This window comes from Suilimivivens sp. (assembly GCF_037359455.1).
Lineage (GTDB): Bacteria > Bacillota > Clostridia > Lachnospirales > Lachnospiraceae > Suilimivivens > Suilimivivens aceti.
Genome location: NZ_JAXXXI010000059.1, coordinates 92831 through 115072 on the forward strand (window position 1 = coordinate 92831; position 22242 = coordinate 115072).

The window sequence follows — 22242 nt, forward strand, 5'->3', positions numbered from 1 at the left end:
ATATCCGGAAAGGAAAGATTATGATTAATGAGGAAAAAGTCATCATGATGACGAAGCTGGCCTCTTATGAATCCGGCGAAGGAAAAAAAGATATCAGCATTCTGAACTATTTTCGGAACGATTATATAGGATTTCAACTATTAAAGTCAGTCATTTCGGCAACCATTTCCTTTTTGGCGATATTTGCAGTTTATGCTTTTTATAACTTTGAAAACATCATGCAGGATATTTACAAGCTGGATCTGCTGGCTTTTGGAAAGAGTATTATTATACTGTATCTGTGTGTAACTGCGGCTTATGGAGTGATCTCTTATGTGGTGTATGCAAACAGATACAACAAAGCGCAAAAGCATTTGCGGACATATTATGCCAATCTGAAAAGGCTGGCCAGTATGTATGAACGATAAGATATGAGGATGACAGAATGACAACTTTACTTGTTGCGAAGCAGTATATCAAACATTTTATTTCCAAGTATGAAGTATATCTAAAACCCCTGTTAAAACTGATATTAGCTCTTACATCGCTGATGCTGATCAACGGAAAGATTGGATATATGCATCGGCTTGACAGTATTTCCATAGTGCTGATCGCAGCACTGATGTGTTCCTTTATGCCAATGAATTTTATTATTGTTGTGGCAGCGGTGTTTACAGTATTACATATGTATGCACTGTCACTGGAATGTGCGGTTGTGACACTGGTGCTGCTGCTGGTGCTGTTTTTATTGTATTTCAGGTTTTCACCGAAGGATACGATCGTGGTACTGCTTACTCCGATGAGCTTTATTTTAGGAATCCCTTATGTAATGCCGCTGGCAATGGGACTTCTTGGAAGTCCGGCCTCCGCAGTATCGGTAGGCTGCGGTGTGATCGTAACTTTCTTTATCCGGAATATAGCAGATGGATCTTCCACATTCTCAGCAATGGAGGCGGAGGATATGGCATCCAGGTTCCGCTATATTATTGACGGATTTATCAGTAATAAGGGAATGATCCTTACGATTGTGGCCTTTACGGCAACAATCATCATTGTATATCTGATCCGCAGACTTTCTGTAGATTATGCATGGACAATCGCTATTATTGCCGGTGCACTGGCAGATGTCATGATCCTTCTGGTAGGGGATCTGATCTTTGATACCAATGTTTCCATTCTGGGACTGATTATTGGTACGGTTGTTTCAGGGCTTCTGGCGAAGGTGATCGAATTTTTTGCTTTTCATGTAGACTACAGCAGGACAGAAAAGGTGCAGTTTGAGGATGATGAATATTATTACTATGTGAAAGCAGTACCTAAGATCACGGTTTCTGCACCATCCCGCACCGTGAAAAAGATCAATACCGCCCGAAGAAGACCAGCTTCCACACAGGGACGGAGATAACGGAAAACGTTTGTGAAACGGGGAACATAAATGTCTCAGCTAAATGATTTTATAGCAACATATATAGCGAGGATGCCAAGCATCAGGTGGGTAGATATTGTGGAGATCCTGCTGATTGCATTCCTGATGTACCATATTCTGGTGTGGGTAAAGAATACCAGGGCATGGTCACTTCTTAAGGGAATTATTGTGATCGCAGTTTTTATCCTGATAGCTGCCTATTTTCAGATGAATACAATTCTGTGGATCGTGCAGAATGCTTTTGGAGTAGCGGTAACGGCGGTAGTAGTTATCCTCCAGCCTGAACTGCGAAAGGCACTGGAGGAGCTTGGACAGAAAAATATTATCAGCTCCATTATTCCCTTTGAAACCTATAGAACATCAGAAGAAGGAAGATTTTCGGATAAGACCATCAATGAGATTACTAAGGCCTGTGTGGAAATGGGAAAGGTGAAAACAGGTGCACTGATCGTAATTGAGCAGAACCAGTCACTCAGTGAATACGAAAGAACCGGTATTGATGTAGATGGTATCGTTACCAGCCAGCTTCTGATTAATATTTTTGAAAAGAATACACCTCTTCATGACGGGGCGGTTATTGTGAGAGGAAACAGGGTCACCTCGGCAACCTGTTATCTGCCTCTCTCTGATAATATGGCACTGAGCAAGGATCTGGGGACCAGACATAGGGCTGGTGTCGGGATTTCAGAAGCCACAGATTCCATGACAGTGATCGTATCAGAGGAAACTGGTAAGATCAGTGTAGCTTATAAGGGAGAGCTGGAAAGGAGCCTGGATGGTGACAGGCTTAAGGAAAGACTGAAGTCGATACAGAATAAGCCGGAGGAAGAGCCAAAGAAGCGTATTCTGTGGAAAGGACGGTCAAAGAGTGAAAAATAAGCTTACGGCAAATCTGGGTCTGAAAATTATATCACTGTTTTTTTCCTTTATGCTCTGGCTTGTTGTAAATAACATGAATGATCCGACCATTGACCGCTCATTCAGCAACATCCCGGTGAAGCTGTTAAATACAGAGCTGATCACAGATTCCGGTCAGGTGTATGAGGTGCTGGATGATACAGCAGTAATTGACAGAGTTACGATATGGGCACCGAGGTCGGTTTTCAGTTCACTGACAGCCAGTAATATCATAGCGACAGCGGATGTCAGCGAGCTCAGTAGTCTTGATACGATCAGTATTAAGCTGACAACGAATTTAAGCTCAGGTGATATTGAAAAAATCAAGGCAAGCAATGATACAGTAAAGCTGCATATTGAAAACAAGAAGACGAAAACGCTGGCTTTGGGAGTGACTACTTCAGGAATGACAGAATCAGGATATATGATAGGTGAAATTTCCACAGATCAGAATCTGGTAAGGATTTCGGGACCAGAATCTGTGATCAGTAAAGTCAGCCGGGCAGTTGTAGATGTGCCAGTAACGGGATTTACCAGTGATATCAGTGATAATGCAGAGATCAGGCTGTATGATGCAGATGACAATCTGATCCAGGACAGCAGGATTGTCCAGAATATCAAGACAGTTGGTATCAGAGTGACCATTTATAAGACAACAGAGGTGCCTATCATATTTAATTATGTGGGTAAGCCGGCTGACGGTTATGAAGTAAATGGTGATGCAAAGGGAAGCATAAGCAGTGTGAAGCTGGCGGGAAAAGAGAGCATTCTGAAGAATGTTACGGCCATAGAGATCCCGGCTGAGGAGATTGATATATCTGATCAGAGAGAGGATTATATGGTTACCATTAATCTGGAGGATTATCTGCCTACAGGAACGTTCCTGGCAGATACATCTGACAAGAATGTGGAAGTAACCATAAAGATAGATCCGCAGATCACCAAAGAGCTGGTGATCTCTGGCGACCGGGTGGAAGTAACTGGTATTCCAGACGGATACAGAGCTACGATTTCAGAACTGGACAGCAGTATTACAATCCAGGTAAAAGGGCTTTCTGAGGATGTGGCAGGCTTGCGGGCATCAGAGATCCGGGGAACTGTGGATGTAACGAAATGGATGGAAAGCGAAGGAATGACAGAGCCGGTAGCGGGTTATTATCAGGTAGAGGTTGATTTTGGCCTGCCTGGAAGTGCTGTTGTGGAAGATCCGTTAATAGTGACAATGCATTTATCAAAGGTGGAGGAATAAAAATGGGAAGATTATTTGGAACAGACGGTGTGCGTGGTGTGGCAAATGATGAGCTGACGCCGCTTCTTGCCATGCAACTTGGCCAGGCAGGTGCCTATGTACTAACGAAGGAAAACGAGCATAAACCAACAATTATGGTAGGATGTGATACACGTATTTCCGGTGATATGCTGGCAAATGCCCTGATGGCAGGCATATGCTCGGTAGGAGCAAACGCTGTTTATGTTGGTGTGATCCCAACACCGGCGGTAGCTTATCTTACAAGAAAGTATAAGGTAGATGCAGGTGTTGTCATTTCAGCATCCCACAACCCGGTTGAGTTTAACGGGATTAAATTTTTTGATGGAAATGGGTATAAGCTTCCGGACGCACTGGAAGATGAAATTGAAGTACTGATCAAAAATAATATGAATGGAATCAAATTCCCGATTGGCGCTAACGTAGGAAAAATCAAGTACCGTACGGATGCCAGAGAGGAGTATATCAATCATTCCATTCAGTCTGTTAATGTGGATCTTACGGGATTAAAGATCGTGGTAGACTGCGCAGAGGGTGCATCCTATTATACGTCAGTAGAAGCATTAAAAGAGCTTGGTGGCAATGTAGTTGCCATTCATAATATGCCGGATGGCACAAATATCAATGCCAACTGTGGTTCCACACATATGGAAGAGATCAGGGCAAGAGTGGTCTATGAAAAAGCGGATGTAGGTCTTGCCTTTGACGGTGATGCAGACAGATTAATGGCGGTTGATGAGCTTGGTAATGTAGTTGATGGTGACCAGATCATGGCTATTGTAGGTAATCACATGAAGAGTAAGGGAGAACTTACCGGAGATGTGATCGTGGCAACGGTAATGAGCAATCTGGGATTTTTCCTGATGGCTGAAAGGAATGGAATCCAGGTGGATCAGACCAAGGTGGGAGACCGTTATGTTTTGGAGCACATGAAGGAGATAGGTGCAAGCCTTGGAGGAGAGCAGTCAGGACATATTATTTTCCTGAAGGAGAATACAACCGGGGACGGACTTTTAAGTGCACTGCATCTGCTGCAGGTTATGGTGGAAACAGGAAAGCCGCTTTCAGAGCTGGCGTCTGTCATGGAGGTGCTGCCACAGGCACTCGTGAATGCAAAGGTGCCAAATCACAAGAAAGAAAAATATATGGAATATCCTGAGATTGCAGGAGCCATTGAAAAACTGACAGAGAAATTTGCCGGAGAGGGAAGGGTGCTGATCAGACCGTCCGGAACAGAGCCTCTTGTGCGCGTTATGATAGAGGGCAAGGATCAGCAGATGATTGAAAAGGATGCCAGGGAGCTGGCAGATCTGATTCAGAACATTATGTTGTAGTTATAGCAAAGAATGATATGGGATGTTAGGAGGATGTTGTTATGGTAAGCCAGAAGGTGACTATCAAAAATCCCACCGGGCTGCATTTAAGACCGGCAGGTATTTTATGCAAGGAAGCGATGCAGTTCAAATCCTTGATCACGTTTACATTCAGAGGGAATACAGCAAATGCCAAAAGTGTACTCAGTGTACTTGGTGCCTGTGTGAAAAGTGGGGATGTGATTGAGGTGATCTGCGATGGTGAGGATGAAGAGATAGCCTTGAAGACATTAGTAGATGCGATTGAGGGTGGACTTGGTGAATAGCAAATAAAAAAGAGAACAGCAGCGCTGTTCTCTTTTTTTAATCCTAATTGGATTCGATTGACTTATCATCTACGTTAAAGGTGTCACCGTCTTCAACAATACATACCATGGTCTTGCCGGTGTTGAGCTTGATCTCATTTCCATTATCATCATAGTATCTGGTAGCACCGTAGTCAGATGTCTTTTCCCAGGTTACGTGGATTCCTTTTCCATTTGTAAAGAACCAGCCATCTCTTGTAGTATCATGACACTGGAAGGAAAGGTAGCCCTTCTGGTCTCTTACCTCAAAGTAGGTATTCTGGATCAGGACATTCTTGAATGCAAGCTGCTTATTGTTAGCCAGATCAATATGCGGACCGTCACTGTCACCGGAAAGGTGCTGATATCTGTCATACAGACCGGTTTCTTCGTTATAAATGAAGTAGCAGTTTGTCACAGGGTATGCAGGTGAAAGATCGATCTTGGAAGCATTGATCGCGTCACTGTACTGCTCCAGCGTATTCGGTTCAGAGCTGCCTGCAAACTGATAATGGGTTGCATCGGAATATCCATCTCTGTATGTCAGAGGATAGCCGTAGTGGTTTATGGCATCCTGAATCAGAGATCCACTTGTAAAGGCGTTGTCTGTAGAATTCTTGGCTGTGTCTCTGAAGGAGGCTTTGCCATAATCAATGCAGTTAATATTCTGGGTATCGGAGCGGCCGACAAGATCATCTATGTAGAAAGGTCCGCCGTAATGGATATAAATAGCATCCCATTCGAACGCCCAGTATAAATAATAATCACGGCAGCTTCTGATATTACCGACCTTTTCAAGGTTCTTCCAGTCTTCAAACACAGCCATAAGACGTGTCATGCTTCCTTCTACATTACATTCATAAAGAATGGATGCATCTGAAATACTGTACTGGCTTGCTGTTTTGGAGTTGGGGATCATGATAGCAACAGGACGTGTATTTGCAACATCCTCGTCAACCCATTCATTTGTCAGACGGCTTCTGACCATACCCTCTGCGGGAGGCGTATCGAGATCTGCTTCTGTCTCAGCCTCTTCAGAGGAACTGTCTTCTTCCTTTTCCGGCTGTTGTTCAACAATAGGCTGAACAATAGGCTGTACTGCAGTTTCTTCTGACTTGCCACAGCCGAATAATAAAAGAGATGAAGACAAGGCTACAAGAAAGAGCACTTGTAATCTTTTCATCTTTTAAATCTCCTCACTTTCTTCTTGGTAGCAGCATATGCGATTATGCCACATAACCGTTATTATAACACAGAAGAAAATGACCGTCACTAGAAAATGTGTAATTTGTTATACAAAAATATTAAAAAATTGTTACAACGAAGGAAGGCTTGTATTAATACGTAAATAAGGGTAAAATAGAAACAACTGAGCTTATAGCTTTTGAAGGAAAGGATATATGGGATGAAGAAAATAATTGTTACAGGCTGTAACGGACAGCTGGGAAGAGCAATTAATCAGGAGCTTGCAGGAAATACAGAGATCAGTATTGTAAATACAGATGTGGCAGAGCTGGATATTACGAGTGTGGATGAGGTACTTGCACTGGTCAGGGAGGTTAAGCCTTATGCAATAATCAACTGCGCAGCCCACACGGCTGTAGATGCCTGTGAAACAGATCTGGATAATGCCTACAGGATCAACGCCATTGGTCCGAGAAATTTAGGTATTGCAGCGACAGAAACAGGTGCAAAGCTGATCCATGTTTCCACAGACTATGTTTTTGATGGAAAGGGTACAAGACCTTACGTAGAGTTTGATACGCCAAATCCCCAGGGGGCTTATGGAAAGACAAAGCTGGCAGGAGAAAACATGGTAAAGGATTTTGCGGACAGATACATGATCTTCCGTACTGCATGGCTGTATGGAGATGGCAGGAATTTTGTAAAGACTATGCTGAGGCTTGCTGAAAATGGGGACAAGGTCAGAGTGGTAGAGGATCAGGTAGGAAGCCCTACCAGTGCCAGAGAGCTGGCAAGAGCTATTACTTCACAGCTTTTTACCGATAATTACGGACTGTTCCATGCAACCTGCGAAGGAAACTGCAGCTGGGCAGATTTTGCAAGGGAAATTTTCCGTCTGGCAGGCAGGGATACCTATGTGGAGGGAATCACATCAGCGGAATTTGCTGCAAAGGCACCCAGACCGGCGTATTCTATTTTGGAGAATTATATGCTGAAGCTGACCGGTGGTTATCAGTTTGCAGACTGGCATGACGCACTTGATTATTATATGAAGGCACAGTAACCAAAGAAGGAAAAAGGAATGACATTTTTAGCAGATTTATTTCATAATACGATCTTTCTTTCAGCAGTAACCGGCTGGCTGGTGGCGCAGGTGATGAAGACAGTGATCCACCTGATCCTGACCAAGGAGTTTGTAGCTGAAAGAATGGTAGGCAGTGGAGGTATGCCAAGTTCTCATTCTGCGACGGTATGTGGTCTGGCTACTGCTGCAGGGATCACTTATGGAGGCGGTAGCTTTGAATTTGCCATTTCCGTGATCCTCGCAATCATCGTTATGTATGATGCCATGGGTGTGCGCAGGGAAACGGGGATCCAGGCGAAAGTTTTAAACGAAATGCTGGAGGCTTTCAGTACTATGGGCAAAAAAATGAGCCCGGAAGAGAAGCTGAAGGAATTTGTGGGACATACACCGCTGCAGGTACTTGCCGGGGCAATTCTCGGTATTGTGATTGCAGTGGTCATCTGTTACTTATAAAGGATAAAGAACAAAGAATAAGGAGATCAGAATGCAGAATCAGAACATAGCATTAATTACAGGTATTACAGGACAGGACGGCTCTTATCTTGCGGAGTTCCTGCTGGAGAAGGGATATGAGGTACATGGCCTTGTGAGGAGACACAGTATCAGCAACACGGCACGTATCGATCACATCCTTCAGTCAGAATATAATAAGGTAAAGTTTTTCCTTCATTATGCAGATACTACAGATTCCAGTAATCTGATGAGACTGGTAGCAGAGATCAGACCGACTGAGGTTTACAATCTGGCAGCACAGTCCCATGTAGGTGTTTCCTTTGAAGTACCTGAATATACAGCAGAGGCAACCGGTGTCAGCACACTGAAGCTTCTTGAGGCACTTCGTGTTAACGGCGGAAACTGCCGTTATTATCAGGCATCTACCTCAGAGCTTTTTGGCGGACTTCCGGAGACAGCACCTCAGAGTGAGAAGACTCCTTTTTATCCCAAGAGTCCTTATGGTGTGGCAAAGTTATATTCCTACTGGATCACTGTAAACTACAGAGAGTCCTATAACATGTTTGCATGTAATGGTATTCTCTTTAATCATGAATCACCCAGAAGAGGTGAGAATTTTGTTACCAGGAAGATCACACTGGCGATTGCAAACATCATTGCAGGAAAGCAGGAGAAGCTTTCTCTTGGAAATATGAATGCCAAGAGAGACTGGGGATTTGCCGGAGATTATGTAAAGGGTATGTGGCTGATGCTGCAGCAGGATAAGGCAGATGATTATGTACTTGCAACCAATGAGACACATACAGTACGTGAGTTTGTAGAGGCATCCTTCGCTGAGCTTGGCATTTCCATAAGATGGGAAGGAACCGGAGTCAATGAGAAGGGCTATGATGCAGAGACAGGCAGACTGTTAGTTGATGTAAATCCCGAGTTTTATCGTCCGGCAGAGGTTGAATTCCTCTGGGGCAATGCAGAGAAAGCACAGAAAGCTCTTGGCTGGGAGAGAGATGTGGATTTCAGGGGGCTTGTAAGCATGATGATGGATGCTGACCTGCGTGCGATTGCAGGAATGAGCTGCGAAGAGTACAAAAAGAGCAGAAAAGGCTGAGAAAAAGCGGCCGGTAAGAGGCTTTTTATAGATGGTATCAGTAATTCTTATATGGATTTATATGACGGTTACCTGTTACATTACAGGTTATCTGTGCCTGACAGGAATCTGCAGGAAGGGAAACTATCAGATCAGGAAAGAGAGCAGTTATCTTTTCACGGGGATCGTCCTGATGACGGTATATGCAGAGATATTCAGCCTATTTGGAGGTGTTTCGTTTCTTGCCAATGCGTTGCTTCTGGCGATCTGCCTGATATGTTTTTGGTTCAAAAAGGAGGAACTGGCAGGACATTTTAGGAATATACGGCTTACGGTAACACCACAGAGAGTAATACTGATCCTGGTTCTGTTTTTCCTATTTGCGTATGGGACGGCGAGCGGACTGGAACATTATGATACAGGACTGTATCATGCGCAGAGCATCCGGTGGATAGAGGAGTATGGTATTGTTCCAGGACTTGGAAATCTTCATTCAAGACTGTCCTATAACAGCGCAGCCTTTAGCTTATCTGCATTGTACAGCATGGCTTTTCTGACAGGAAGATCCTTTCACTGCTGTACAGGGTATTTTGCATTTTTGCTGGCTGTATGCTGTACAGACGCATGCTGCAGGGAAAGAGAAAAAAAGCTGCTGTTATCGGATCTGATCCGCGTGATGGCGGTATACTACCTGTTGAATATTTTTGATGAAATGATATCCCCGGCATCGGATTATTTTATGGTGCTTACAGTATTCTGGCTGGTGATCCGCTGGCTGGAGCTGCTCGAAAGAAAAGAGGAATCTACAGTACCTTACAGCCTGCTGTGTATCCTTGGTGTATATGTGTGTACCATCAAGTTTTCGGGAGCACTGATCGTATTGCTCACGATCTGGCCGGCAGTAAAACTGATCCAGGGGAAAAGGGTGCAGGAGATCCTCCGTTATATTGTATGTGGACTGATCGTGCTTGTACCGTTCCTGATCCGGAATGTGATCTTATCGGGGTGGCTGCTTTATCCATTTACAGCCATAGATCTTTTTGACCTGCCCTTTAAGATCCCAAAGGGAGTGGCGGAATATGATTCCCGGGAGATCCAGGTGTATGGGAGAGGCTACAGTGATGTGGAACGGTTTGGGGAATCTGTTGTAAAATGGTTCCCGGACTGGTTCAGAAACCTGGATATGATAAATCAGGTATTCCTTCTGGCGGCACTGGCAGGGCTTCTGATTCTGGGAATGCTTGTCATATGGAACATATTCAGAAGAAAAAAAGAAGCTTATGGTGTACTTTTTCTTACGTGTATACTGGGGTGCTGTTTCCTGTTCTGGCTTCTGAGTGCACCGCTGATCCGATATGGATGTGTATTTCTGTGGGTTTATCCGACACTTCTGTATGGATATCTGTACCAGGAGATCAGTCCAAGGTGTGACAGATATAAGCTGGCAGTGATAGCACTTGGGCTGTTTGGGATATACAAGGGAGCCATGTTTGGCAGGGAGCTGATCCGGGATGCAGATCATGCCGGGCAGTATTTACTGGTACAGCAGGATTACGAAATCTTTGAAACTACGTCCTATGACCTTCATGGTTATACATTTTATTATCCAAAGGAAGGTGACAGGACAGGATATATTGATTTTCCGGCATCGCCGGTAAAGGCTGAGGATATCTTCATAGGTGATACGATAGAGGACGGTTTTCACGATGTGATCCATACAAAGTGAAAACGGAGTCTTAAAAGATAAGAATTGCAAAATGCAGGAAAAGAGGAAAAAGCTATGTTAAACAAAAACGACAAAATATATGTGGCAGGACACAGAGGCCTTGTAGGAAGTGCTATTGTGAGAAATCTGAAATCCAAAGGCTATGAAAATGTCATTGGAAGAACCCATAAGGAACTGGATCTGACCAATCAGGCTGCTGTCAGAGATTTTTTTGAAACAGAAAAGCCGGATGTAGTAGTACTTGCTGCTGCAAAGGTTGGTGGTATCAATGCCAATAATACAACCCCTGCAGAATTCGCCTATGAGAATATGCAGATCCAGTGTAATGTGATCGAATGCTGTCACAGATATCATGTAAAGAAGCTGCTGTTCCTTGGAAGTACCTGTATCTATCCCAGAATGGCACCTCAGCCGATCCCGGAGGATGCGCTGCTGACAGGACCTCTTGAGACAACAAATGAAGCATATGCCATTGCCAAGATCTCCGGTCTTGAAATGTGCAAGTTCTATAAGAGACAGTATGGGGATGATTTTATCAGCTGTATGCCGACGAATCTTTACGGACCCCATGACAACTATGATCTGTCCGGTTCCCATGTAATGCCGGCAATGATCCGTAAGTTCCATGAAGCCAAGGTAAATGATGCACCTTCCGTAGAACTCTGGGGAACCGGTACACCGCTTCGTGAATTCCTTTATGTGGATGATATGGCAGATGCGTGTGTATTCCTGCTTGAGAATTACAGCGGTGAGCAGCACGTAAATATCGGCACCGGAAAAGAAGTAACGATCAGACAGCTTGCAGAAACTGTAAAGGAAGTAGTCGGATATCAGGGAGACATCGTATGGAATAAGGACATGCCAGATGGTACACCAAGAAAGCTGACCGACGTAACGAAGCTGCATGGACTTGGATGGACACATAAGGTAGAACTGAAGGAGGGCGTGGAGCTGGCTTATCAGTGGTTCAAGGATAATGTGGAAAATGCAAGGATGTAATTTAAAAATGCAGAGGAAATAAGGATCAGGAACCTGTGTACACTGGAAATTTCAGCGGTGCAGGTTCCTTTTTGGTTACCATGTATATGAGGAAAAGATCCGGTTGGTCTTTTTGAGTTCCGGGGATGGGAAGGTTACAGATGATAAAGGTATTGATCGTTGATGATGAACGACTGGTGGTTGAGAATATTACAGAGTCAATCCAATGGGAAAGCATGGGATTTGTATTGAGCAGGCCCGCATATAACGGTAAAAGTGCAATACGTATTTTTGAAGAGGAGAGGCCGGATCTGGTGATCACGGATATCAAAATGCCAGGTATGGATGGACTGGAATTAAGCCGGGAACTGTTAAAACGGAAGGCTGATATCCAGATCATACTGCTTACAGCTTATAAGGATTTTGAATATGCTAAAAAGGCGATTGAATTAGGTGTATCCAGGTATATTGTCAAAAATGACATCCAGCCAGATTTCATGAGAGAACTTTTAATGGAGGTCAGGGAAGATATCAGGGATCACAAGACAAATGATCGTATTCTCAGGAGAGAAAAGTGTAAAAACCTACTGGAAAAAGGGGCAGCTGACTCTGAACTCCAGAAGGAACTGATGACGTCATCTATGAGAATTGCACAGTATATGATAATACTTCCATATGGTTATTTTGATGACCTGTTACGGCAGACGGAAGAACTTTCAGAGGATACAAGGGTACTGGATTCTCTGATACAGGAATATGATGGAATCTGCGGTTTTTTTATTCGATTTCAATGTGTATTTCTTATGGAAGAGGTACCGGAGGAAATAACCGGAGAGATGCAGATCAGACAGTATATGTATGAAAAAGCCGGAGAATTTCAGGGCAAATTGAGGGAGGATGGAGAAGACAGTGGCCTGATCATTATGGGATACAGAAAACAGAAAGAAAAAGGCTGTATGGAGCTGTATCAGAGGCTGAAGAAAATGTCAGAATACTTCCGGTTTATGCAGGAAGGGAAAATATACATGGAATCGGATCTGCAGGAAAAGGTGAGCCCAGGTGTGACAGAGAAGGAATGGGATATGGAGGTACTGAATGATAATTTCAGGAATCACCAAGCTGAAAAAATCACAGAGGATATAGGACAGATGTACCAGACGGTCAGAGAACCTGTATGGGATAAAAATGGTCTGATAACATTAACAGAAAAACTGAGGAATCACTTGAACGATTTGTGCAGGAGATCGCCTGGTGTCCGGTTTGAGATGCTTCTGCAGCAGGAAGCCGGGAGAAGTATATTTTTAGACGAAATCCGTGACAGAATGACAGAAATATACAGAAAAGCGAACCGGATGGTGCAGAATGGAAAAGAAGCACAGTACAGTATCTATATACGAAAATGTATACAGTATATAGAGGAACATTATAGTGAGAAAATAAACATTGAAACGGTTGCCGGGACACTGGATATCAGTGGAGTATATCTGAGCCAGTTATGCAGAAAGGAATTATCGCAGAGTTTTCTGGAACTGCTGACAGGTACCAGGATCAAAATGGCAAAGAAATTGCTGCAGCAAATGCCTCAGATGAAAATGTATGAAATAGCAGAAGCAGTTGGATACCGTTCCAGCCAGTATTTTGCAAGTGTTTTTAAAAAAGCAGAAGGAATGACGCCATGGGAATATCGTAGCAGGAACAGTTGATGAGGAATGCAGATGAAAAAAGCGAAAAAGAGCATGAAAAGAAAAATGCTGGTGCCGATCTGTGGGATCCTGATAGGGGTACTCGTACTGACTGGAATTATAACGTACAGGTATTTCTGGGATGTATTGAAGGAGAAAGGAATCAGTGATGACCAGAAAAATCTGGAGCAGGCAGGACAGCAGATCAATTATGTAGGAGAGGAACTGGAGTATTTTACAAGAATGCTGCTGATGGACGAGGAGATCCAACAGTATATTACGACGCAGTATTACGAGGATGCGTTTGATGAAGTTTTTACTGTGCTGCAGATCCGGGAGCGACTGATCTGGTACACCTTTATGAGAGAAGATGTGAAGGATATCCTGCTTAACATGCCGGAAAAGGATGTCATCTGGAGTCTGGAAAAGGACAAGGATCGTTCAGCGATGGAGGTGCAAACTGAGTGGTACAGGGAATTTAAAGAAGAAAAACAGTCCGGTTTTTCAAGATCTCATAAGAATGCACTTAATGAAGGAAATGAGTATATCAGTTATGTATATCCTTTCGTCAGCTATTATATGCCAAAACGGCCACTTGGTGATCTGATCGTGGACTTAGACAGAAAATCCTTTGATGATATCCTGAATCTGACAGCAAAGGAGTATGATGCGTTTTACTGGATCCTGGACGATAAGGATATTTTATACAAGCAGGACGAAATAGGAAAAAAAGTAAATATTTCTGATGTTGTAACAAAGGAAAACGAAAAAAGTAAATGTTATGTATTAAATGAAAAGGATGGTTACTGGATCATATACCAGATTCCAAAGTACGGATGGAAGCTGGTAGCTTTTACTGGAAATGAGCGGATTAGTGACAGACTTGATTATTTGAAAAGCTTTTTTCTGGCATCTATTTTTCTTGGGGTTTTACTGGTACTGATCGTTATGGTTCCCATGATTTCCAAAATTGCAAAACCGATCCAGGATTTATCCGAAGAAATGAATAAAGTTTCCAAAGGAGATTTTCAGGCACATTTTCAGGCAGATAACTATATGGAACTGACTGTTATGAGCAATAGCTTTAATTACATGGTCAGTGAATTAAATGCTTATATAAAGCGGATCGAAAGAACAGAAGCAGCCAGGTTTGAGATGGAGGAGAAACTGCTTCTTTCACAGGTAAATCCCCACTTTATCTATAATGTACTGAATACGGTGATTTTCCTGGCCAGAAAGGGGAAAAATCAGGAGGTGGTAGAAGTAACTGACTCATTTATACATCTTCTGCGTGATGCAGTACGGCCTGGAAAAGCAGATATGTTTGCAACGATCAGTCAGGAAATTGACATACTGGAACATTATCTCAAAATACAGGAATACCGGTATCAGGATGCATATCAGGTGATCCTGGATGTGGAGGAAGAGACTCTGCAGGCGACGGTTCCAAGGACGATACTCCAGCCTCTGGTGGAAAATGCGATCATACATGGTATTTTGTCAGATGAAAAGGAAACAGGTATTGTCAGGGTGTGTATAAAAGACTGTCAGGATCACATTCTGATGGAGGTGGAAGATAATGGAACAGGAATGGAAGAGAAGCGGATGCAGGCATTTCAGATGGGTGTGAAAATGGACGGTGGAGATTCTAAAATGAAAAGTATTGGAATTCCCAATATTCTGTCACGGCTTCGTTATCTTTATGGTGACAGGACCCGCTTTATAATGAGTAAAAGTGAAATGGGCGGAGTGCTGATCCATATTGAGATACCAAAATAAAAGTTGGACAATTCTTACAAAGAAATCGTGAGAAAAAGAGAAAAAACAGGAATGTATAACAAAAAGTATTGGATTTTATACAATATTATTGTTATGCATTCTTTTTCTGATTTTACCAATTGTGTAAGATAAAGTTGTTCCGGAACACAGAAAAGAAAAGTGGAGGATATGTATATGGGAGTAAGAGGGAAAAAACTTACAGCATTATTAGGTGTAGCAGTAATGACAGCATCTTTGCTTAGTGGATGCGGTTCTGCTTCTGAAAACAGTGAAAGTACGGCAGATACGCAGACAGCGCAGGAGAACGCAGCTGCTACAGAAAACCAGGAGAACACCGGGGATACTGTGACGATATCCATGTGGGGATGGGATGAAGGAACCATCACCAATGTAGCCAAGGAATTTAATAAGGAATATCCCAACATTCAGATCGAATATATTCCGGTATCCGGTGGATCAGATTATACACAGAAGGTACAGACATCTGTAGCAAGTGGTATGGAGCTGCCGGATATTTTATGGCAGGATTACAAGCAGCGAGGTGTGCTGTATGAAATGGATATCTGGGAAGATCTTTCAGCAGATCCCTACAATTATGATACAGAAAAAATGTTCCCATACTGCGTACAGTCAACATGTACCAGAGATGGAAAGATCGTAGGTGTGGAATGGTTTATGAATGCAACAGGTTTAAGCTATAAGAAGGATCTGTGTGAAAAATGGATCGGAACTGCTGATTCTGCGGAACTGGAAAAAATGATCCAGTCATGGGATGACTTTATTGAGATTGGCAAGAAGGTCAAGGAGGACAGTAATGGAACGGTTTATATGTTCTCCAGTGCAGAAGATGCAATGGCTATGATTTCCGGTAATTTCTATGAATCAGCCCCTTCTGTAATAGATGAAAATAACAAACTGGACCTGGAAGGAACCTATGGAGAATCTCTGGCAATTTTGAAGAAGATGATCGATGCAGGTATCGTTAATAATCTGTCCCAGAATTCTGCAGCAGCCAACGCATCCTATGCAGATGAGAATAATATTTTCTATTGTGGAGCAACCTGGTCACCTCATTACAGTATTGAACCCAATGATCCAAACAGTGCTGACAGATGGGGACTCATGGTATCTCCCGGAGTAGCATTTAACCTTGGTGGTACAGCAATGGGTATTACCAATACCAGCCAGCATAAAGAAGAAGCATGGACATTTATCCACTGGCTGACCCAGACAGAAAATGGCGCCTATGCGTGCAGAGACAGCAGTTCCTATCTGACGAACCTGATGAGCATTTATGAAACAGATGATTATCTTGATTATACGATTAGCTGCTATGGAGATATCAAGGCAGGAAAGGTATGGGCTGATGATATTTCCCCGTATATTGAAGGAGCACAGGTATCCCAATATGATGCCCTTCTGGATGAGGTGGGACATGCCGTTTGCGAGGCGATGATAAAAGATCCTTCTTTGACAGTAGAAGATGCACTTGGACAGATGGAAGAGCAGATTAAGGCGAAGGCACCGGAATTATATGAATAAAAAAGAAAAGAGAAAGATGCAAATTTCTCCATACCTGTTTATAGCACCCTTCTTTCTTGTTTATATCGGATTTAACCTGTTTCCTATTCTGTATTCCTTTTACATCAGCTTTACAGATTGGGACGGAATCCATACGCCACAATTTATAGGCGTTAAGAATTATATCCGGCTGTTTACCGTAGACCCGTATTTCTGGAAATCGGTGTTAAATACATTCCTGTTTGTAGCAGTATGTGTTCCTGCACTGGTATTTGGCGGAATGCTGATGGCAGTGATGCTGAATGCAAAATGGGTAAAGGGCAAAAGGACTCTGCAATGTCTGAGTTTCCTGCCCTATCTGACCACACCTGTAGCAATAGGTCTGATCTTTGCCCTTATTTTTGACTGGCAGACAGGAATCTTAAACAGGGTGCTTCAGGCGGCAGGATGGATGGATACAGCATACGACTGGCTTGGAAGTCCGGGGACTGCAAGGGTGATCGTGATTCTGATGGTAGTATGGAAGTATCTCGGATACAATACCATGTTTTTCCTGTCGGGAATGGCGGGAATATCATCAGATATATATGAAGCAGCGGAAATTGAGGGCGCCGGTACTGTACAGATCTTCTTTAAGATCACTGTACCGCTGTTAAAAAATATTATGGTATTTGTTATGCTTACCAGTATCATAGGAGGACTGCAGCTACTGGAAGAACCGATGCAGTTGTTTTCCGGATGGGCAACTTCCTCAACACAGCTTGGAGGACCTGGATCATCTTGTCTGACAGTGATGTGGTATTTATATGATACTGCATTTGGAACAACCATGCGGCAGGGACTGGGAGCAGCGATATCGTATTCACTCTTTGTTATTATTGCTGTTTTTGCATTCTTCAGTTACCGATTATCTTACCGTGGAGAGGATGCATATGAATAAAAGCAGAAAACACAGACTGCAAAGTGTCCTGGAAACTTTCTTTGCAGCGCTGATCGTGATTATTTTAATGTTGCCATTTTATATCATGTTTATGATGGGAACTTATTCTACAGCAGAAATATTTCGGATACTCCCCTTTAAACCGGGGAGTCATCTGCTGGAAAATTTAAAGCAGCTGATGGCAAGTAATTTTCTGCAGTATTATTGGAACAGCACAAAAGTAGCTGTTTGTACAACAGTTGGGTCGGTACTGATCTCCACAATGGCTGGATTCGGATTTGCCAAGTTTCATTTTAAGGGAAAGGGATTCCTTTTTTCCATGGTGCTTGTGACGATGATGATACCAACACAGCTGGGACTCGTTGCATTTGTAAAGGAAATGAAGGTTCTGGGCTGGATCAATACGCATCTGGCTCTGATTTTTCCCAGTATGGCACATGCATTTGGTGTGTTCTGGATGACCCAGTTCATGAAAGACAATGTACCGGATGAGGTTTTGGAGAGTGCCAAAATTGATGGGTGCAATGATATAAAAGCATTCATCTTTATCGTAATACCCTTTGTAAGATCAGCAATGGTAACACTTGTTCTTCTGGTATTCATTGCGTCATGGAACAGCTTTCTTGTACCACTGATCTTATTGAATAAACAGGAAATGTATACGATCCCGCTGGGAATTACAACCCTTGGAAATTTTTTCCGGGCAGATTATGCCGTTCGTATAGCAGGACTGGCGATGGGGACGATTCCGCTGATCCTGATCTTCGCACTTGGATCCAAATACTTTATTAAAGGGCTGATGGCAGGTGCTGTGAAAGGATAGACGGATGGCAGGAAAAGGAGATGAATTATTTATGAAGACAAAAAACATAAACGCAGATTTCTGTGTTGTGGGAGGCGGTCTGGCAGGGAGCTGCGCAGCCATTGCAGCAGCCAGAAAAGGACTTAAAACAGTTCTGATCCAGGATCGTCCAGTGCTTGGAGGAAATGCTTCCTCAGAAATCCGGATCTGGCCGATCGGAGCTGAGGGAGATGAAAATCATGAAACAGGAATTGCAGAAGAACTTCTTTTGGAAAACAGTTACAGAAATCCGAACGGAAACTGGACGATCTGGGACAGTATCATATACGGAAAAGTAAGGTTCTGTGAAAATCTGACATTACTGCTGAATTGCTCCTGCAATGGTGCAGAGATGGATGGAAAGAAGATCCGTTCTGTAAAGGCATGGCAGACGACAACAGAAACCTGGTACATAGTAGAAGCTGATTACTTTGGAGACTGTTCCGGAGATGGAATCCTGGCACCACTGACAGGGGCGGAGTACAGAGAAGGAAGAGAAGCTAAAAGTTTATATGGAGAATCATGGTGTAAAGAAGAGGCAGATAATCTGCGGATAGGACAGGGAATCATGCTGCAGGCCAGGGAAATGACTACACCTCAGCCGTTTATTGCACCGGAATGGGCATATTCCTATCCGACAGATGAAAGCTTCCCGACAGGGACATCCCATGATTTCCGTGAACAGAATTTCTGGTGGTTTGAAGTAGGTAATCTGCAGGACACGATTTCAGAGGCAGAAGACATTCACACGGAACTGCTGAAAATGGCATTTGGTATGTGGGATCATATTAAAAAGGATCCTAAGCACCATGCAGAAAACTGGGCGTTGGATTGGGTTGGATTTTTACCGGAAAAACAGGAGTCCAGGAGATATGTCGGTGATTATACGCTGAATCAGAATGATGTTGAAAACGGGGTGCGATTTGAAGATGCAGTGGCTTATGGAGGATGGCCGGTGGAAGATCACCCGGACTATCCTTATCTGGAAAAGGGACTTCCGATTGGTATGTATTCTGTAAAGCGGGAGTATCACATTCCCTTCCGTTCCTTATATTCAGCAAATATTGAAAATCTTATGTTTGCCGGAAGAGATATCAGTACCTCTCATATGGCACTGACATCCACAAGAGTGATGCTGACCTGTGCGATCTGTGGACAGGCAATTGGAACAGCAGCTTATCTCGCAGGAAAATATCATATGACACCGAGAGAACTGGGCCAGAACAGGATACAGGAGTTACAGGATATGCTGATGACAGATGATTGTTATCTGCCTGAGTTTATTGCACCTGTGTGCGAACTGACGAAAGAAGCAGCCCTGACAGCAACAGAAGGAGATGCAGAGGCACTCAGAAATGGAAAAAACAGGGTTTTGAAGGATGTGGACTACGGATGGTGCGGCAAGATAAATGATGAGATCACCTATACGTTTGAGAAGGAAGAGAATGTTCAGGAAGCCGTTTTGATCTTTGACAGCGAGTTTACAAGAAATGGTTCGTGGAAGGAACATCACCCACTGAATATGCCGAATTTCTATCCACTGGAGGGCGGTCATTATCATGTGCCAGATTGTATGGTAAAGGGGTTTGAACTGAAAGGGAAAAAGGATGGAGAATGGTATACCATTCAGAAAATACCTGAAAACTATCAGAGATTTGTAAAGATCCCGATACACGAAAAATTGCAGGCAGTGAAACTGATTCCTCAGAAAAACTGGGGTGAACAGGAAAAAGTTCATATTTTTGCGTTTGAAGTAAGATAGTGCAGAAGAAGATGGTGAAGATATTGTTATCTTCACCATTTTTAATTGCCATGCATATGAAAAACGATCCGGTGGATCCTTTTTGAATTTACAGTAAGTAAAAAGAAAAATTGCCAAATCAGCGGGGGTATTGTATAGTAAATTTATCTTATGAATGGGAAAGGAAAGGATAGTGAAATGAAAAACAGGAAACTACAAATGATACTTTTGGCTGTATTTGTCATGTTATGCATGGCTACCGGCTGTGGAAAGAGCGGCAAAGCACCTTATGAAGCAACGATGAGTAAGGTATTTATGTGCGATGATGCATATACAGGAAGCATAATAGCAATTAATCTTGATGTGACCAATAACACAGGTGATTATATATCAGCCTACACACCGGTTTATGAAATGACAGCTTCTCTGGATGGAGCAAATCTGGAAACAGCTTTTCTGCTTTCTGATAATCCGGAGGCTATTGACAACAGTCAGATGATCGCAGAAGGTGAAACAGGACAGGCACAGGCGGCTTATCTGCTGCCGGATGGAGTGACTGAAGGAACACTTTCTGTTCTGGTTGTGGCACTCAGCACGGATGGAAAGTCGCAGATTACCGTGCTGGAACAGGATATTGATCTTTCGACAGTAGAGAAGGTGGTATCAGAGGCTGTATATGATGTTACCCTTGATGATAAAAAACTTACAGATGATGAAGATGGAAATCCGCTTTTGGTACTGGATCTTACTTTTACCAATAACAGCAGTAAAGCTACCAGCTTTGGCAGTGCAGTGGAAATGCAGATGTTTCAGAATGGAGTAGGACTTACGAGTGCGTATCTGCCATACAGACATCCAATGTATGATGAAGAAATGTACGGAAGCGATTATACGGATATTCAGCCAGGTAATTCTATTGCGATAAGAAGAGTATATGGGCTGAATGATCTGGATTCCGATGTAGAACTCAGCTGTATTGATTTTGATTCATTTGATCAGAAGAAGATCCTGGAGGAAACAATTGATTTATCCGGGGTAGAAGCAGTTGTTGCTGAAAGCGCTTATGAATTTTCCATGGATGAAATTCTGATTGGCTATTCTGATTATAATGACGATTATGTGGTCGTTATGGTAGGAGAATTTACCAATAATTCTGATGAAGATATTTCCTTCAGTACCGCATTGGATATTACAGCAAGACAGTCCGGCATGGAAATGCAGTCTACTTATGTGCCGGGAGCAAGTTCTTATAACTCTAATAATATATCACCTGGTACAACAATCATGGTTGCTCTGGCATGGGAACTGAACAGCAGCGAGGATGATGTTTCCATTACGGTAATTGACAGATACAGCTATAATAAGATGACAGTATTTGAAGAGACATATACGATAGATGAGCTTCTGGATAATACCCTGAATTATATGGATGCAGATGAATTTACAGATGAAGCCATTGATGAAAGTGAATTTGAATCACTGTAAAATTTAGAATAAAAGGAATTCTGCTGTGACGGGCAGTTTCTTTACTGAGTTGTTTGGTAAAGAGGGTACATAGCGACAGCAGGATTCCTTTTTCACTTGAATGATGTGATGACAGTCAGCAGGACATTATTTTTCTGCCAGTTTTGCCTGCAAATTTGCAATGATGGCATCCTTTTCGGCAATCACCGTATCCTTTTCTTCAAGCAGAGCCTTTTGCGTATCCACTTCCTTCTGCAGCTCATCGATCATATATCTGACAGTATTCCTGTCCATTTCCCGTAATTCCTCAGAAAAGAAACCCATAACATTCTCCACATTCTGACACATGCGGTATAGTGTCTCAGTATCGGCTTATATATTGGCGTTTTGTGACTGCAAAGAAGCGATAAGAGCATCCTTCTTGGCAATAATGGCATCTTTCTCGGCAAGGACGGCAGCGTTTTCGGCAATCACCGCATCCTTTTCTTCAAGAAGAGCCTTTTGCGTATCCACTTCCTTCTGCAGTTCGTCGATC

The 22242-nt window shown here is 43.0% G+C and carries 20 protein-coding genes; 18 read left to right on the forward strand and 2 right to left on the reverse strand.

Translation table 11 applies throughout. The annotated features are described in order from the left end of the window. The first annotated feature begins 20 nt into the window (after nucleotides 1–20). The 6 genes from WJQ40_RS13805 to WJQ40_RS13830 are packed head-to-tail and all read left to right on the forward strand — an operon-like array spanning nucleotide 21 to nucleotide 5208. Nucleotides 21–407: a hypothetical protein gene (locus WJQ40_RS13805; protein ID WP_118798985.1), complete on the forward strand. Its 387-nt coding sequence runs from the start codon at nucleotides 21–23 to the stop codon at nucleotides 405–407. Nucleotides 408–424: 17 nt separating this feature from the next. Further along, complete coding sequence (locus tag WJQ40_RS13810) at nucleotides 425–1384, forward strand: hypothetical protein (RefSeq protein ID WP_337540895.1); 960 nt, start codon at nucleotides 425–427, stop codon at nucleotides 1382–1384. Nucleotides 1385–1414: 30 nt separating this feature from the next. Next, nucleotides 1415–2284 (forward strand): diadenylate cyclase CdaA, encoded by an 870-nt coding sequence (gene cdaA / locus WJQ40_RS13815; protein ID WP_337540897.1) that lies wholly within the window; start codon nucleotides 1415–1417, stop codon nucleotides 2282–2284. Next, nucleotides 2274–3551: a CdaR family protein gene (locus tag WJQ40_RS13820; protein WP_337540898.1), complete on the forward strand. Its 1278-nt coding sequence runs from the start codon at nucleotides 2274–2276 to the stop codon at nucleotides 3549–3551. The genes cdaA and WJQ40_RS13820 overlap by 11 nt, the downstream gene beginning before the upstream one ends. Before the next feature lie 2 nt (nucleotides 3552–3553). Beyond that, complete coding sequence (gene glmM / locus WJQ40_RS13825; RefSeq protein ID WP_262575494.1) at nucleotides 3554–4903, forward strand: phosphoglucosamine mutase; 1350 nt, start codon at nucleotides 3554–3556, stop codon at nucleotides 4901–4903. Nucleotides 4904–4944: 41 nt separating this feature from the next. Continuing rightward, nucleotides 4945–5208 (forward strand): HPr family phosphocarrier protein, encoded by a 264-nt coding sequence (locus WJQ40_RS13830; protein ID WP_118798980.1) that lies wholly within the window; start codon nucleotides 4945–4947, stop codon nucleotides 5206–5208. 43 nt (nucleotides 5209–5251) lie between these two features. Here the strand turns inward: WJQ40_RS13830 and WJQ40_RS13835 are convergent, their stop codons facing one another. Continuing rightward, complete coding sequence (locus WJQ40_RS13835; protein WP_337540899.1) at nucleotides 5252–6409, reverse strand: DUF3048 domain-containing protein; 1158 nt, start codon at nucleotides 6407–6409, stop codon at nucleotides 5252–5254. 222 nt (nucleotides 6410–6631) lie between these two features. On the opposite strand from WJQ40_RS13835, the gene rfbD reads away from it, so the two are divergent. The 12 genes from rfbD to WJQ40_RS13895 all read left to right on the forward strand — a co-directional run bounded on the left by rfbD (nucleotide 6632) and on the right by WJQ40_RS13895 (nucleotide 21728). Further along, nucleotides 6632–7474 (forward strand): dTDP-4-dehydrorhamnose reductase, encoded by an 843-nt coding sequence (gene rfbD / locus WJQ40_RS13840; RefSeq protein WP_337404721.1) that lies wholly within the window; start codon nucleotides 6632–6634, stop codon nucleotides 7472–7474. A gap of 18 nt (nucleotides 7475–7492) precedes the next feature. After that, nucleotides 7493–7948 (forward strand): divergent PAP2 family protein, encoded by a 456-nt coding sequence (locus WJQ40_RS13845; RefSeq protein ID WP_118798977.1) that lies wholly within the window; start codon nucleotides 7493–7495, stop codon nucleotides 7946–7948. 31 nt (nucleotides 7949–7979) lie between these two features. Then, nucleotides 7980–9056, forward strand: coding sequence for a GDP-mannose 4,6-dehydratase (gene gmd, locus WJQ40_RS13850; RefSeq protein ID WP_337540902.1), 1077 nt, complete (start codon nucleotides 7980–7982; stop codon nucleotides 9054–9056). 31 nt (nucleotides 9057–9087) lie between these two features. Next, a complete protein-coding gene (locus WJQ40_RS13855; protein WP_337540903.1) occupies nucleotides 9088–10761 on the forward strand; it encodes a hypothetical protein in 1674 nt (557 codons plus the stop codon). A 54-nt stretch (nucleotides 10762–10815) separates the two neighbouring features. Beyond that, nucleotides 10816–11760: a GDP-L-fucose synthase gene (locus tag WJQ40_RS13860; protein ID WP_118798974.1), complete on the forward strand. Its 945-nt coding sequence runs from the start codon at nucleotides 10816–10818 to the stop codon at nucleotides 11758–11760. 140 nt (nucleotides 11761–11900) lie between these two features. After that, the gene (locus tag WJQ40_RS13865) at nucleotides 11901–13442 is read left to right on the forward strand and encodes a response regulator (protein WP_337540905.1); all 1542 of its coding nucleotides are present in this window, start codon (nucleotides 11901–11903) and stop codon (nucleotides 13440–13442) included. Between the two features lie 12 nt (nucleotides 13443–13454). Next, entirely contained in the window at nucleotides 13455–15200 is a 1746-nt protein-coding gene (locus WJQ40_RS13870) for a histidine kinase (protein WP_337540907.1), read from the forward strand. A 174-nt stretch (nucleotides 15201–15374) separates the two neighbouring features. Next, nucleotides 15375–16742: an extracellular solute-binding protein gene (locus WJQ40_RS13875; RefSeq protein ID WP_262575507.1), complete on the forward strand. Its 1368-nt coding sequence runs from the start codon at nucleotides 15375–15377 to the stop codon at nucleotides 16740–16742. Then, nucleotides 16735–17661, forward strand: a complete 927-nt coding sequence (locus WJQ40_RS13880; RefSeq protein WP_262575508.1) for a sugar ABC transporter permease — start codon at nucleotides 16735–16737, stop codon at nucleotides 17659–17661. The genes WJQ40_RS13875 and WJQ40_RS13880 overlap by 8 nt, the downstream gene beginning before the upstream one ends. Next, nucleotides 17654–18484: a carbohydrate ABC transporter permease gene (locus tag WJQ40_RS13885; protein WP_262575510.1), complete on the forward strand. Its 831-nt coding sequence runs from the start codon at nucleotides 17654–17656 to the stop codon at nucleotides 18482–18484. The genes WJQ40_RS13880 and WJQ40_RS13885 overlap by 8 nt, the downstream gene beginning before the upstream one ends. Before the next feature lie 31 nt (nucleotides 18485–18515). After that, nucleotides 18516–20264, forward strand: a complete 1749-nt coding sequence (locus tag WJQ40_RS13890; protein ID WP_337540909.1) for an FAD-dependent oxidoreductase — start codon at nucleotides 18516–18518, stop codon at nucleotides 20262–20264. A gap of 198 nt (nucleotides 20265–20462) precedes the next feature. Continuing rightward, nucleotides 20463–21728 (forward strand): DUF5067 domain-containing protein, encoded by a 1266-nt coding sequence (locus tag WJQ40_RS13895; RefSeq protein ID WP_262575512.1) that lies wholly within the window; start codon nucleotides 20463–20465, stop codon nucleotides 21726–21728. Between the two features lie 126 nt (nucleotides 21729–21854). On the opposite strand, the gene WJQ40_RS13900 is transcribed toward WJQ40_RS13895, so the two are convergent. Beyond that, complete coding sequence (locus tag WJQ40_RS13900) at nucleotides 21855–22031, reverse strand: hypothetical protein (protein WP_337540911.1); 177 nt, start codon at nucleotides 22029–22031, stop codon at nucleotides 21855–21857. Nucleotides 22032–22242: the final 211 nt, after the last annotated feature.

Excerpts from the sequence above, each read along its gene's own strand:
- WJQ40_RS13865 (WP_337540905.1), top strand. The coding sequence starts at position 11,901 with ATGATAAAGGTATTGATCGTTGATGATGAACGACTGGTGGTTGAGAAT.
- cdaA (WP_337540897.1), top strand. The coding sequence starts at position 1,415 with ATGTCTCAGCTAAATGATTTTATAGCAACATATATAGCGAGGATGCCA.
- WJQ40_RS13900 (WP_337540911.1), bottom strand. The coding sequence starts at position 22,031 with ATGGGTTTCTTTTCTGAGGAATTACGGGAAATGGACAGGAATACTGTC.
- rfbD (WP_337404721.1), top strand. The coding sequence starts at position 6,632 with ATGAAGAAAATAATTGTTACAGGCTGTAACGGACAGCTGGGAAGAGCA.
- WJQ40_RS13860 (WP_118798974.1), top strand. The coding sequence starts at position 10,816 with ATGTTAAACAAAAACGACAAAATATATGTGGCAGGACACAGAGGCCTT.
- WJQ40_RS13870 (WP_337540907.1), top strand. The coding sequence starts at position 13,455 with ATGAAAAAAGCGAAAAAGAGCATGAAAAGAAAAATGCTGGTGCCGATC.
- WJQ40_RS13895 (WP_262575512.1), top strand. The coding sequence starts at position 20,463 with ATGATACTTTTGGCTGTATTTGTCATGTTATGCATGGCTACCGGCTGT.
- WJQ40_RS13810 (WP_337540895.1), top strand. The coding sequence starts at position 425 with ATGACAACTTTACTTGTTGCGAAGCAGTATATCAAACATTTTATTTCC.
- gmd (WP_337540902.1), top strand. The coding sequence starts at position 7,980 with ATGCAGAATCAGAACATAGCATTAATTACAGGTATTACAGGACAGGAC.
- WJQ40_RS13805 (WP_118798985.1), top strand. The coding sequence starts at position 21 with ATGATTAATGAGGAAAAAGTCATCATGATGACGAAGCTGGCCTCTTAT.
- WJQ40_RS13885 (WP_262575510.1), top strand. The coding sequence starts at position 17,654 with ATGAATAAAAGCAGAAAACACAGACTGCAAAGTGTCCTGGAAACTTTC.
- WJQ40_RS13880 (WP_262575508.1), top strand. The coding sequence starts at position 16,735 with ATGAATAAAAAAGAAAAGAGAAAGATGCAAATTTCTCCATACCTGTTT.
- WJQ40_RS13835 (WP_337540899.1), bottom strand. The coding sequence starts at position 6,409 with ATGAAAAGATTACAAGTGCTCTTTCTTGTAGCCTTGTCTTCATCTCTT.
- WJQ40_RS13875 (WP_262575507.1), top strand. The coding sequence starts at position 15,375 with ATGGGAGTAAGAGGGAAAAAACTTACAGCATTATTAGGTGTAGCAGTA.
- WJQ40_RS13890 (WP_337540909.1), top strand. The coding sequence starts at position 18,516 with ATGAAGACAAAAAACATAAACGCAGATTTCTGTGTTGTGGGAGGCGGT.
- WJQ40_RS13845 (WP_118798977.1), top strand. The coding sequence starts at position 7,493 with ATGACATTTTTAGCAGATTTATTTCATAATACGATCTTTCTTTCAGCA.
- WJQ40_RS13855 (WP_337540903.1), top strand. The coding sequence starts at position 9,088 with ATGGTATCAGTAATTCTTATATGGATTTATATGACGGTTACCTGTTAC.
- WJQ40_RS13830 (WP_118798980.1), top strand. The coding sequence starts at position 4,945 with ATGGTAAGCCAGAAGGTGACTATCAAAAATCCCACCGGGCTGCATTTA.
- glmM (WP_262575494.1), top strand. The coding sequence starts at position 3,554 with ATGGGAAGATTATTTGGAACAGACGGTGTGCGTGGTGTGGCAAATGAT.